Origin of the sequence: Lentiprolixibacter aurantiacus, from assembly GCF_026241225.1 — a bacterium.
Lineage (GTDB): Bacteria > Bacteroidota > Bacteroidia > Flavobacteriales > Flavobacteriaceae > Lentiprolixibacter > Lentiprolixibacter aurantiacus.
Window position 1 is genome coordinate 156,441 of sequence record NZ_JAPFQP010000003.1, and the last position, 13,186, is coordinate 169,626.

Below are 13,186 nucleotides of genomic sequence, written 5' to 3' on the forward strand. Positions count from 1 at the left end.
AATTAGGCAGTTCACAAAAAAATTGTAGATTTGTGGGAACTGCTAAATTTAACTAACAACTTCATAAAATATGAAAACCATTGTTCAGATAGTACTTTGGATAGTATGTGTAGGCCTGGGGTTCCTTATCTACAGATCGGTAACAGGTCCCATCGAATTTAAGAAAGTCAAGCAAGAGCGATTTACTCAGGTAATCAACACTCTGAAAGACATTCGTGATTCCCAAATGGCTTACAGGACTGTGAACGGGAAATATGCCAATGATTTCGAAAGCCTGATTGCCTTTGTAGACACGGGACGATACACCATTACACAACAAAGGGATTCTTCTTACATGGAATACGATAAGGTATATGGCATTGACATGTTAAAGGAAATCACCATAATTGACACCCTGGGATTTGTTTCTGTAAAGGATTCATTGTTCGGTACAAGTGAGCGCTATAAATCCATGATGAACGTTCCATATGCTCAGGGAGGCGAAAAGTTTACGATCAAAGCTGATGTAATCGAAAAAGGCGGTTATTCTGCCCCGGTTTTTGAAGTTAAGGTTGCTAAGGATGTTATCCTGGCAGATCAACCCAAGGATTTGCGTGCCAGGGAAAATGCGCAGATAAGTGTGGAAGAGGTTAATGGATCTGAAATCAAAGTGGGATCCCTGACTGACGTAAGTACAAACGGAAACTGGCCTCCTATTTATGACAAAAAAGGCAATCAATAGGGAGGCAGAAGACTCGCTTGAACATTATCATAAATTGTCCATTCAGGTAAGCTTGAATGGACTTTCTTTTTGTGTACTGGACACTATTGGAAATGCCATTCCACTTTCTAAACGGGTAGACTTCGGCAAACAATTATCGCCTTATGAAGTGCTGAAAGAGCTAAAAAACCTTGTCCGCTCAGAGGGGATTCTGGATTATAAATATTCCGATGTGGTAGTCATCCACAGGAACACCCTATTCAGCCTTGTCCCCAGGGATTTATTCAATTCGGATGAATTGGCCAACTACCTTAAATTCAACGTTAAAATGCTGGCAAATGACCTGGTAGTGTATGATGAGATCCCCAATCACGATCTGGTGAACGTGTACGTACCCTTTGTTAACCTGAACAACTATATCTATGACCTCTTTGGTGAATTCGAATTTAAACACCACGGAACCATACTGCTGGATTCACTTTTGAATTTTCATTACAAGGGGAAATCTCCCATTTGTTATGTCCACCTGGACGGTGATCAAATAGACATTACCGTTTTGGAAAACAAGAACCTGCTTTTCTATAATAGCTTTACCATAAGCACTAAGGAAGATTTTATTTACTATCTCCTTTTTACCCTGGAACAGTTAAAACTGGATCCTGAAACGGCCAAAGTTCGACTTTTCGGGACCATTACAGAGGGAGATGAGTACTATGAAATAGGGTACGAGTATATACAAAACATAGCCATTTTCGAACCGGAATCTGAATATAATGACCAGGGTGAGCCGGATCAGGACCGGGTAGACTTTACTGTGATCAACGCACTTTAATGCGCATAATCTCTGGCAAATACAAGGGAAAAAGACTGCAGGCCCCCAAAAAGCTCCCTGTGCGGCCAACCACAGACATGGCCAAGGAAGCGCTGTTCAATATCCTTAATAACCATTACCATTTTGATGAAATCGCCGTTCTGGACCTGTTTGCGGGCACGGGAAACATCAGCTTTGAATTTGCATCCCGGGGTACTGAAAATATTGTTAGTGTAGATAAGGACCACGGTTGCATCAAGTTTATAGCCTCAGTTTCAAGGGAACTCGACTTAAATATTAAAGCTTTTAAGGAAGATGTCTATAAATTTCTGGAAAAGAACCGCCTGCAATTTGATATCATTTTTGCAGACCCTCCTTACCAGTTTGGGGACGATGATTTTAAGAGATTGGTAGCACTGGTATTCGGGAATGAGTTACTGAGAGAAGGCGGTATGCTGGTGGTTGAACATTCCAAATTCACCGATCTTTCGGGGCTGCCTTGGTACACAGAGGAGAGAAGGTATGGAGGAAGTGTGTTTAGCTTCTTCCAGGCCAATAACCCGGAAAAATAAAAAAGCAGGCCATAAGCCGAATTCTGTAAAGCCCTAAAGCTCCCCCATCATTTATCTGGACCAAAGGTTGCCCGTTGGTTCTATCCGCCTACCCTTCAGCTCGGGCGTGCAACCCTCAAACGCTGATATACATGGCGTTTCACCGCATAGAGTTTACCTGATTTCACTACAGCATTACCTGTACATACTTTCTGCTGCACTTGTCCTTCCCTAATAAGGGAGGCGGGCGTTACCCGCTATGCCGCACTACGGTGTTCGGACTTTCCTCCCCGGATAACCGGAGCGACAGGGAGACCTGCTTGTTGCAAAATTACAATTTTGATGCCAAGCCTTAAAATTGTTGATAAGTATTAACTCCAAAAGCCTATTTTTAAAGACGGGAAGAATCCCTATTTTTATATTTGTAGAACACCTGATTTAAATAAGTTTAGCAAGTTGGAACCCTTCATTGTCTCAGCCAGGAAATACAGGCCCCAATCTTTTAAAGATGTGGTGGGACAGGAGGCTATTACCAATACTCTGAATAACGCCATTGAACATAACCACCTCGCTCAGGCGTTATTGTTTTGCGGGCCGAGAGGGGTAGGTAAAACAACTTGTGCCCGTATTCTTGCCAAGAAAATAAATCAGGAAGGCACGGAAAACCCGGACGAGGATTTTGCCTTCAATATTTTTGAGTTGGATGCTGCCTCGAACAACTCTGTTGACGATATCCGAAATCTGATTGATCAGGTGCGCATACCCCCTCAGGTGGGTAAATACAAGGTCTATATCATAGACGAGGTGCATATGCTTTCGCAATCGGCTTTCAATGCATTTCTGAAAACCCTGGAAGAACCCCCAAAGCATGCCATATTTATCCTGGCAACTACCGAGAAGCACAAAATTATTCCCACTATACTGTCCAGGTGCCAGATCTTCGATTTCCGGCGGATATCCGTAAAGGACGTTGCCCAATATCTTAAATATATAGCGGAGGAACAAGGAATTCAGGCCGACGAGGATGCGCTCCATATAATTGCCCAGAAGGCAGATGGGGCTATGCGGGACGCCCTCTCCATCTTTGACCGTGTAGTAAGTTTTTCAGGGAAAAACCTGTCCCGGCAGGCGGTAACGGAGAACCTGAACGTACTGGATTACGACACCTATTTTGAAATTACCTCCCTGCTTCTGGATCACGATATTCCGGGGGCACTACTGCTGTTCAATACGGTACTCTCCAGGGGATTTGAAGGACACCATTTTATCAATGGTTTGGCCTCACATTTCAGGGACCTTCTGGTATGCCGAAATGAAGATACTCTTGAATTGCTGGAGGTCGGGGAAAAAGCCCGGGAACAGTACAGGGAACAGTCTTTGCTAACCTCCGAGAACTTCCTGCTTAAAGGCGTTGATTTATGTAACAGCTGTGATCTGAACTACAGGGCCAGCAAAAATCAAAGGCTCCTCGTAGAACTTACCCTGATGAAGATAGCATCCTTAGAATTCCAGGGTGAAAAAAAAAATGACGGCCTCAACACAGACCGGGTTCCATTAATTCCTGCAACTTATTTTAAGTCGGCCAACAAGCCCAAAACAAAAACAGTTGACTCTCCCCCACCTGAAGGGGTTTCACCAGCGGTTATTCACCAGGCTGAACAAGCAGAAACAAAAGAGGCATTACCTCCTGTAGAGACGGTGATTAATAAAACAGAGGAACCGGAAGGTATAATCGCAGAAAAAGACAAGGTAGAGGCTGCAAAAGAGATCCTGATCAGGGAACGCAGCAAACGGGTTTCAGGATTATCACTTTCCAGCCTTAAGGCCAAAAAAGCCCACGAGCAGCAGAAAAGAGAAAAACAGCCCAGTTCTGAGGTACTCCCCACCGATCCCTTTACCGAAGAAGAACTGCAGACACATTGGAACGCCTTTATTAAAAAACTGGAAAATTCCGGTAAAAAGATACTGGCTTCCAGCCTGGCCACAGATGTTCCTAAAGTTTCAGATGGGTATGTGATATCTATTGAATTGCCCAATCATACCATGAAAAAAGAAATTGAAAGGGAGCAATCAGGATTGATGAACTACCTCAGGAAGAAGCTGCGAAATTATGATATCACCCTCAGAATCAATGTGAATGAAGAGGCTGCCAAGCAGTACGCCTATACCCCTGAGGAGAAATACGAGAAACTTCGGGAGAAGAACCCTGCAATTGACCTCCTTAAAAACCAGTTCGACCTGGAGCTTTAGGTTGTCTTGGAAGAGCTTATTCAAATTACCGAGAATACAGCTAATTCCAGCCTTAATTAGCTTCCCTTAAATTCAAAAGTAAATAAGGGATCTTTTTACCTTTGCAAAAAGAAACGATTATGCTCGGTCTAAAACTACCCACAGATCCCAGATGGGTCAATATCGTAGAGAAGAATATAGATGAGATACTCACAGATCACGCTTATTGTGAACAGAAGGCTGCCAGCACAGCGATTTCCCTTATCGTAACCTTCCCGGAATACCCGGATCTCGTGCAGGAGATGGTTGCCCTTTCACGTGAAGAGATGGGGCATTTCAAAATGGTGCACGACCTTATCCTTGCCCGGGGTAGTAAACTGGGCAGGTATCGCAAGGATGATTATGTGGTGGAATTGATGAAGTTCTTTCCAAAAGGAGGAGAACGGAAAACCCAGCTTGTGCATCGCCTGCTATATGCAGCTTTGATCGAAGCACGCAGCTGTGAAAGGTTCCGGCTGCTCTCTGAAGAACTACAGGACAAGGAACTTGCCGAATTCTACCGAAAGCTCATGATCAGCGAAGCGGGGCATTACACAATGTTCCTCAAATTTGCCAGAAAATTTGGGGATCGAAAAGAAGTTGACCAGAAATGGCAGGATCTTCTCGAGTATGAAGCAGATATCATGAAGAACCTGGGTAAAAAAGAGACCGTACACGGCTAAAACCGCCGATCATAAAGGAACTGCACTGAGCTAATTCTCCAGCTTTTTTTTGTAATAATCGTAAAGGGCAAACTGGGAACGCAACTTAGGCTCCTTATTGTTCTTGTACCGGTTGTCATGGTCCGGAGAGAATATCCGGGCTTTTACATTATCCATCCAGCATATCTCAAAAGTATCCAACAATTCAGCCTTTACATCCTCATCATAAATTCTGCATCCAACCTCCACCCTGTTGTCCAGGTTACGGGTCATCCAGTCGGCAGAAGAAATAAACACTTCAGGATCTCCTTCATTAGCAAAGATGAACAACCTGGGGTGTTCGAGGAACTTGTCGACCACACTGATGGCTTCAATATTTTTACTAAGCCCCGGCATTCCCGGAATTAGGCAACAGACTCCGCGAATAATCAGTTGTATCTTTACCCCGGCCTGACTTGCTTCATAAAGCTTGTCTACCATAGTGTAAGAGGTAAAGCTGTTCATCTTGATCTTGATATAGGCCTCCTCACCGGCTTTCGCGCTGGCAATTTCATTGTCGATTAACTTGTTGAAGGTCGCCCTGGTGTAATGTGGGGACACCACAAGATGCTTGTATTTGGGAACCCGATAGGTGGTTTCAAAAAACCCGAATACCTTGTCTATTTCTTTCAGCATGGGTTGATGTGCTGTAAACAAGGTATAATCCGTATAAATCCTGGCCGTCGTCTCATTAAAATTGCCTGTGCTTATAAAACCATACCTTTTTACGCCATCCTCTTCTTTGCGTTCAATGACCCCAACCTTGCTGTGCACTTTAAGTCCGGGGATACCAAAAATTACTTTTACCCCTTCGGCCTGAAGCTGCCCGGCATAATCAATATTGGCCTGTTCGTCAAAGCGTGCCCGGAGTTCAATCTGTACAGTTACCTTTTTGCCATTTTTTGCAGCATTGATCAGGGAGGATATTACCTGGGATTCATTGGCCAAACGATAAATAGTGATTTTGATACTACGAACTTTAGGATCCAGGGCGGCCTCTCTCAGGAATTTAATCAGGTAGGAAAAGGTATGATAGGGAGCGTACATGAGGTAGTCTTTTTTTGCAATGGCCTGGAGCAAACTGCTTTCCAAATGCAAACCCTTTATCTGAAGGGGCGTAATTTTCTCATACAACAGGTCCTTTCGCCCCAGGCTTGGGAAACTCATATAATCCTTGCGGTTATGATATCTTCCCCCGGGTATGATACTATCTGTATCATGGATATTCATTTTGTCCTTAAGAAACTGGAGCGTATCAGGTTCAATTTTTTTGTCGTACACAAATCGAACCGGCGCACTGATCTTACGCCCGGCAACACTGGTGGCCAGCTTTTCGATAAAACTTTTACTCAGGTCATTGTCAATATCCAGTTCCGCATCCCGGGTTATTTTTATCATATGGGCAGAAATGGATTCGTATTCGAACATGGAAAAAACCCGATCCAGGCAATAGCGGATCAGGTCGTCCAGGATAATGATAAAATTCTTGTCGCCTTCCCTGGGCAGTACAACAAAGCGGTCTATACCCTTTGGGATTTCAATTAGTGCATATCGCTTTTCACCTTCCCCTTTCATGACCATCTTAACCGCCAGATAGGCCGCAGTATCCTTTAGCGTTGGAAATTCGGCCAGGTCGTTGAGGATAATGGTCATAAGCTGGGGGCTCACATGCTGCATAAAGTAGCGCACCACATACCGGGCCTGAGACTCTGAAAGCTGAGACTCCCTTAGCATGTAAATCTCCTGCTCTTCCAGTTCCTTTTCTATTTCGTGGAGAATCTCCAGGCTTTTGGCCTGGTGCCTGATAACGATTTCGGTAATGGCAGCAAGCAATTCTTTTGCGGTTTCTCCTCCCAGGGCGCTCTTTCCCTTTTTTCCTGCAAGCACAATACGCTTTACCGTGGCGTAGCGTACCTTAAAAAACTCATCCAGGTTATTTGAAAATATACCCAGGAAACGGAGTCGTTCAATCAGGGGAACATTCTTATCAGCACTCTCCTGCAATACCCTTTCATTAAAATGGAGCCAGCTGATCTCCCGGTTAATATACCGGTTCTTGTGTATAACCATTATCGAATCTCTTTGGGGAAAAGAATAAGTTCTGTTGTTCCTTTATCCAGTTTTTTCCAGTTGTCTACCTGGAAGTTAATCTTGACAAGACCAGAAGTAGGGATATTGTCTATGTGCATACTTCCCAGCTGGTTGGCGATATTGGTAAAGGCATAATTATGTCCAAAGATAGCAACGGAATTGAGGCTATTGTCCAGGCCTTTTACAAAACCAAGCGCACTATCGCCCGAAAAGTCATATAAACTGGGTGTCAGGGATACTTTTTCCATGGGATATTCCAGTGTCCTGCAAAAAATCATACAGGTGTGCAGTGCCCGGTTGGCAATACTGCTGAATACACGGTCTGGCAGTTCTTTAGTGTTTTTCATAAAGGTACTGGCAACCAGGTGGCCATCCTTGATACCACGAGGTTTAAGCGGACGGTCCTGGTCCCTTACATCGTAATCCCATGAAGATTTTCCATGGCGGAATAATAACAAGCTTTTCATAGGTTTTGCTTTTAATAGTTAGACTGGAATATATTTACCTAGAAATCAGGGTGCCAGTCGTTCAATTTTCCAATTATAGTCTTCCTCGAGTGTAAATCGTATGCGATCGTGCAAACGATTGGGTCTTCCCTGCCAGAATTCGATAGAATAGGGCCTTACCAGATAGCCTCCCCAGTATTCCGGCCTGGTTATCTCCTTTCCCTTGTAAGCCTTCTCCAGTTTTTCAAGGGACTCATCCAGGGATTCCCTGGAGGGGATCACCTCACTCTGTCGTGAAACTATAGCTCCCAGTTTACTTCCGTCCGGACGAGATTCAAAATACCCGTCTGAAAGGTTTTCAGCAAGCTTTTCGGCCACCCCCTTGATTATGACCTGGCGTTCCATAGCAGGCCAGAAAAATGAAAGACAAACCCTCGGGTTCTTCGCAATGGCTTTGCCCTTCTCACTTTCGTAATTGGAATAGAAAATAAAACCCTCGTAGGTGTATTTTTTCAGCAATACTACCCTTGATTTAGGGTATCCGTCCAAACCCAGGGTTGATACGGTCATAGCGTTGGGTTCGTCCATAGTACCCGAATCCTCAACCTCATAAAACCATTTCTGGAAAAGGGTAATGGGGTCATCGGATATATGATCTTCATGAAGATTCTTTTTATCGTATGATTTCCGGTAATTACTTAAATCCTTCATCCAATCCTTCCTTGCTTTTATGGTTTACAAAGTTCTCAAAAAGATAGTGAAATACGAAGTTATAGCGGTAAATATAGGGTCCTAAATGATGTGCGGAGCCTAAAACTCGAATTGTCTGCCGTCATCAGCCAGCAGTACATCCTGAAATATAGGCCTGGCCTCATCGGCAAATGAGGAGATATCTTTATACCGTGTTGAGAAGTGCCCCAGGATTAGGGTTTCAACACTGGCATCACGTGCTATCCGGGCAGCCTGTTTGGCGGTACTGTGCCTGGTTTTTTCCGCCAGATGCGCCTCCGTTTCCAGAAAAGTAGCCTCATGGTAAAGGACACGCATATCCCTTAGTGCGGAAACCAGATCAGGTTTGTAAGCCGTGTCGCTACAGTAGGCGTAGTTCCATGGCTTTGGTGGGTCAAAAGTAAGTTCACGGTTGGGTACTACCTGTCCGTTATCCAGTGTAATGTCCTCTCCGGATTTAATTTTTCTAAAATAGGCCATATCCACCTTGTACTTCCCCACGGCATCCATATTGAGCTTACGCTGCCCAATTTTTTCATGGAAAAGAAAACCATTGGTATACACGCGGTGATCCAAAGGAAGGGTCTCCACATATACCTGATCATCTTCAAATATCCGTTGCGGAGTACTGGCTGTTAATTCGTGGAATATAAGTGGGTAATTCGTCCAGGAGTTGCCCAGTTTTAGCATCAGGGTAATGGCTTCCTTTATACCTTTTGGGCCATAAATATGCAGTTCTTTTTCCCTGCCCAGGAGCCGAAAAGTGGAAATGAGCCCCGGGAGACCAAAAAAATGATCCCCGTGCAGGTGTGAAATAAATACATGGCAGATTCTTGAAAACTTGATCTTGTATTTTCTGAGCTGAACCTGGGTACCCTCTCCACAGTCGATAAGAAAGAGATGATTCTTTAATTCAAGAACCTGAGCAGTAGGATGGGTAAGGGTCCTGGGTGTAGCGGCATAGCAACCAAGAATACTGAGCTTCATCAATCAGCACAATTTAAGGGAACTAACTTGTCTGCGAAGACCTTGTTAGCCTGTTCTTCCATATGCCTGAATGAAATCCGATGGATACCCATGGGCTAGAGTTCCAGATCCCTTTCTATCTCTTCCATTTCTATAATATCCCGGGCTTCCTGCAAGGTAGGGACAACACAAATCTCATCAGGTGTTTCATCATAGGCTACCTTATTGGTAACCAGGACAAAAGATTTCCTCCGGCCGCGATGCTTGTTGGATATATTTAAAAATTCAAGGATATCATTAGCCGTGAGGGAAGAAAAGGAAAACAAGTTAATGATCAGGTGGTCATCCTTTATTCTGGGATAGGCCTCATTGAGGTTTTTCAGAAATTCTGCCAGCGTAATTTTCTCCTGGAAAACGATAGTCGTGTTCCCGTCCTTATCAAATATCATAATACTACTGTTTTATTTTCGAAGCCAGCAGGTAGATCACTGCCATTCGGATTGCCACCCCGTTTTCTACCTGGTCCAGAATAATGGATTGTCCGGAATCTGCCACATCGCTGGTGATCTCCACCCCACGGTTTATGGGTCCCGGGTGCATCACCACAATCTCCTTGTCCAGACTTTTCAATATGGCCGAATTTAAGCCGTATTGCTGGGTGTATTCCCGTGTTGACGGGAAATAGCTCAGGTCCATACGTTCCTTCTGAATCCGAAGCATATTAGCCACATCACACCAGTTGAGCGCTTTCCTGAGGTTGGTTTCCACCCCTACCCCCAGGCTCTCGATATACTTGGGAATAAGTGTCCTTGGCCCACATACCTTTACTTCAGCACCCTGAAGTTGCAGAGCAAAAATATTAGACAGGGCAACCCTGGAATGCAGGATATCCCCTACGATCACCACTTTTTTACCCGCCACGCTTCCCAATCTTTCCCGTATGGAAAAGGAGTCTAGCAAGGCCTGAGTAGGATGTTCATGGGCACCATCACCGGCATTGATAATGGAGGCGTTTACGTTCTTCGATAAAAATATTCCAGCTCCCGGATTGGGGTGTCGTATCACCACCATATCCACTTTCATGGAGAGTATATTGTTTACGGTGTCTATAAGGGTCTCCCCTTTTTTAACGGATGACTGGCCTGCTGAAAAGTTGATAACATCGGCAGATAATCTCTTTTCGGCAAGTTCAAATGAAAGTTTGGTTCGGGTGCTGCTTTCAAAGAAAATATTGGCTATGGTAATATCGCGAAGTGAAGGTACCTTCTTTATCGAACGGTTGATCACTTCCTTAAAATGATCTGCAGTCTCAAAAATGAGTTGAATGTCTTCTTCCTTGAGGTATTTAATTCCCAGCAGGTGATTCACACTTAACTCACTCATATTTAACTATTTATCAAATATATTATGTCTTTATCCGGGTCATCGGACCAGACCACCTGAACCCTCTCTTCATTTATGGCGTCTACCTGCCTGCCGCGATAATCGGGTTGTATGGGCAGATGCCTGCTAAACCTGCGGTCTATTAGTGTTAGCAATTCTATAGACCGCGGCCTTCCAAATGATTGAATGGCCGTTAAAGCTGCGCGAATACTCCTTCCCGTATACAATACATCATCAATCATAACCACATCTTTGCCCTCAACCAGGAAGTCGATTTTGGTACTGCTCGCCTCCAGGGTCTTGTCACCCCTTCTAAAATCGTCCCGGTAAAAAGTAATGTCCAGATAACCCAGCTGAATGTCCTTTACCTTGTAATCGTTCACGAGCATATCAGCCAGGCGCCGTGCCACGTGTATACCTCTGGGTTGTAATCCGATAAGGACAGTGTTCTTAAAATCGAGGTGCTTTTCCAAAAGCTGACAAGCCAAACGGTGAAGGATGATGTGAATTTCTTTTGAAGAAAGGAGGACTTTTTGACTCATGTGGGTAAGGAATCCGTCACGTTAAGCACAAAAATAGACATTTCTTGCGAATCTGCTCAGGCATAATCGACCTGAGCTTCTTATTATTTGATTCAAAAAAACCCCGGCAAAAGCCGGGGTTTTTGAATTAGTGGTCAATGGAATCCTTACTTTTTCTTGTTGGCTTCCATTTTATCCTTCAGCGCCTGAAGTTGCTCGTTTGCATCACCCAGAGTAGGCTTGGCCTCATCAGCTGCTGCTGCAGCCTTCTTCTTGGCAGCCCTTACATTGCGCTGTTCTTCTTCCTTGAAAATAGCAGTATGACTTGCCACTACTCGCTTGTAGTCCTTATTGAATTCAATGATCTTGAACTCTGCTTCCTCACCTTTGCCTAATTTCTTGCCATCTTCTTTCTCCATATGGCGTTGTGGCACAAAGGCAGTGATGTCGTCATTGAAAGCAATAATAGCACCTTTATCCACGATCTCAGTGATAGAAGCCTTATGTACCGTTCCCAGTGCAAATTCTGCTTCGTATTTATCCCACGGATTTTCTGTGGTTTGCTTGTGACCAAGGCTTAATTTACGCCCTTCAACGTCCAATTCCAGAACCTCCACTTCAAGTGTGTCCCCTACAGCTACAAATTCTGATGGGTGCTTGATTTTCTTGGTCCAGGAAAGGTCAGAGATATAAATCAAACCGTCGATACCTTCTTCCAGTTCAACAAATACTCCAAAGTTGGTGAAGTTTCGAACTATACCTTTATGTCTTGATCCCACAGGGTATTTGGAAGTGATATCGGTCCATGGATCCGGGGTCAACTGTTTAAGACCCAGAGACATTTTGCGGTCTTCACGATCCAGGGTAAGCACAACGGCCTCCAGTTCATCTCCAACATTTACGAAATCCTGAGCGGAACGCAGGTGCGTAGACCAGGACATTTCAGAAACGTGAATCAGACCTTCCACACCTTCAGCAACTTCCAGGAAGGCACCGTAATCGGCAATTACCACTACTTTTCCTTTTACCTTGTCTCCTATTTTGATCTCATCTCCAAGTGCATCCCAGGGATGTTTTTCCAGCTGCTTTAACCCAAGCTGGATTCTGGATTTGTTATCATCAAAGTCAAGGATTACAACGTTCAGTTTCTGGTCGAGCTCAACCACTTCGTTAGGATGGTTGATACGGCTCCAGGACAGATCCGTGATATGAATAAGTCCATCTACCCCTCCGAGGTCTATAAATACTCCGTAAGAAGTGATGTTCTTCACAACACCTTCCAGTACCTGACCTTTTTCGAGCTGTCCGATGATCTCGCGCTTCTGCTCTTCGATATCGGCTTCGATAAGTGCCTTGTGCGATACTACAACATTTTTGAATTCCTGGTTGATCTTAACCACCTTGAACTCCATGTTCTTGCCTACGTACTGGTCGTAATCCCTAATAGGTTTAACGTCGATTTGAGAACCGGGCAGGAACGCCTCGATACCAAACACATCAACGATCATACCTCCTTTTGTTCTGCACTTGATATAACCGGTAACTACCTCTTCCTTGTCGTGTGCGGCATTTACCCTATCCCAGGCCTTAATGATACGCGCCTTTCTGTGTGAAAGAACGAGCTGGCCACTTTTATCTTCCCTGATATCAATGAGTACCTCAACCTTGTCGCCTACTTTCAGGTCCGGGTTGTAGCGGAATTCATTAAGAGAGATGACCCCTTCGGATTTGGCATTGATGTCGATAATAGCTTCTCTGTCTGTCAGGTGAGTTACCGTTCCTTCTACTACTTCTTCATCTGCAGTATCTACGAAATTCTCGGCAACCAGCTTTTCAAATTCTTCCAGTTTAGAGTCGTCGACACGCTCAATACCCTCCTCGTACTTTTCCCAGTCGAAATTTTCAAGAAATTCCTTTGGATCCTGCTGCGGGGTTGTTTGTTGTTGTTCTTCTACCTGCGCAACTTCCTGCTCAGGTGCTGTTGTTTTTTCTTCAGCCATCTGCTGATTTGATTTGTAT

Annotated in this window: 13 protein-coding genes and 1 other RNA gene; 5 read left to right on the top strand and 9 right to left on the bottom strand. The window is 44.4% G+C overall.

Annotation, left to right across the window (positions count from 1 at the left end):
- Nucleotides 1-70 precede the first annotated feature (70 nt).
- From OO016_RS10095 to rsmD, 3 genes are read left to right on the top strand one after another with little or no spacing between them, the layout of a single operon-like run.
- Nucleotides 71-721, top strand: a complete 651-nt coding sequence (locus OO016_RS10095; protein WP_266013216.1) for a hypothetical protein — start codon at nt 71-73, stop codon at nt 719-721.
- A complete protein-coding gene (locus tag OO016_RS10100) occupies nt 699-1,532 on the top strand; it encodes a DUF3822 family protein (RefSeq protein ID WP_266013218.1) in 834 nt (277 codons plus the stop codon). The genes OO016_RS10095 and OO016_RS10100 overlap by 23 nt, the downstream gene beginning before the upstream one ends.
- Nucleotides 1,532-2,083: a 16S rRNA (guanine(966)-N(2))-methyltransferase RsmD gene (gene rsmD, locus OO016_RS10105; protein ID WP_266013220.1), complete on the top strand. Its 552-nt coding sequence runs from the start codon at nt 1,532-1,534 to the stop codon at nt 2,081-2,083. The genes OO016_RS10100 and rsmD overlap by 1 nt, the downstream gene beginning before the upstream one ends.
- Here rsmD and rnpB read toward each other — a convergent pair.
- Nucleotides 2,081-2,385, bottom strand: an RNA gene (gene rnpB, locus OO016_RS10110) — RNase P RNA component class A. The two genes, rsmD and rnpB, sit on opposite strands and share 3 nt — an antisense overlap.
- Nucleotides 2,386-2,518: 133 nt before the next feature.
- Between rnpB and OO016_RS10115 the strand changes: the two genes are divergently transcribed.
- Both OO016_RS10115 and OO016_RS10120 read left to right on the top strand, forming a co-directional pair.
- On the top strand, nt 2,519-4,312 hold the full coding sequence (locus OO016_RS10115) for a DNA polymerase III subunit gamma/tau (protein WP_266013222.1): 1,794 nt from the start codon (nt 2,519-2,521) through the stop codon (nt 4,310-4,312).
- Between the two features lie 119 nt (nt 4,313-4,431).
- A complete protein-coding gene (locus OO016_RS10120; RefSeq protein WP_266013224.1) occupies nt 4,432-5,013 on the top strand; it encodes a MiaE family protein in 582 nt (193 codons plus the stop codon).
- 30 nt (nt 5,014-5,043) lie between these two features.
- Here OO016_RS10120 and ppk1 read toward each other — a convergent pair whose 3' ends face one another.
- The 8 genes from ppk1 to rpsA form a co-directional block, all read right to left on the bottom strand.
- Nucleotides 5,044-7,101, bottom strand: a complete 2,058-nt coding sequence (gene ppk1, locus OO016_RS10125; protein ID WP_266013226.1) for a polyphosphate kinase 1 — start codon at nt 7,099-7,101, stop codon at nt 5,044-5,046.
- Nucleotides 7,101-7,589, bottom strand: a complete 489-nt coding sequence (locus tag OO016_RS10130; protein ID WP_266013228.1) for a SixA phosphatase family protein — start codon at nt 7,587-7,589, stop codon at nt 7,101-7,103. Before OO016_RS10130 ends, ppk1 begins: the two co-directional genes overlap by 1 nt.
- Nucleotides 7,590-7,634: 45 nt before the next feature.
- Nucleotides 7,635-8,279, bottom strand: a complete 645-nt coding sequence (gene pdxH, locus OO016_RS10135; RefSeq protein ID WP_266013229.1) for a pyridoxamine 5'-phosphate oxidase — start codon at nt 8,277-8,279, stop codon at nt 7,635-7,637.
- Nucleotides 8,280-8,378: 99 nt separating this feature from the next.
- Entirely contained in the window at nt 8,379-9,284 is a 906-nt protein-coding gene (locus OO016_RS10140; RefSeq protein ID WP_266013231.1) for a ribonuclease Z, read from the bottom strand.
- Nucleotides 9,285-9,379: 95 nt separating this feature from the next.
- Nucleotides 9,380-9,712, bottom strand: a complete 333-nt coding sequence (locus tag OO016_RS10145) for a ribonuclease Z (RefSeq protein ID WP_266013233.1) — start codon at nt 9,710-9,712, stop codon at nt 9,380-9,382.
- 4 nt (nt 9,713-9,716) lie between these two features.
- Nucleotides 9,717-10,646, bottom strand: coding sequence for an aspartate carbamoyltransferase catalytic subunit (locus OO016_RS10150; RefSeq protein ID WP_266013235.1), 930 nt, complete (start codon nt 10,644-10,646; stop codon nt 9,717-9,719).
- Between the two features lie 2 nt (nt 10,647-10,648).
- Complete coding sequence (gene pyrR / locus OO016_RS10155) at nt 10,649-11,188, bottom strand: bifunctional pyr operon transcriptional regulator/uracil phosphoribosyltransferase PyrR (RefSeq protein WP_266013237.1); 540 nt, start codon at nt 11,186-11,188, stop codon at nt 10,649-10,651.
- Nucleotides 11,189-11,334: 146 nt separating this feature from the next.
- Nucleotides 11,335-13,167, bottom strand: a complete 1,833-nt coding sequence (gene rpsA / locus OO016_RS10160) for a 30S ribosomal protein S1 (RefSeq protein WP_266013239.1) — start codon at nt 13,165-13,167, stop codon at nt 11,335-11,337.
- Nucleotides 13,168-13,186 lie beyond the last annotated feature (19 nt).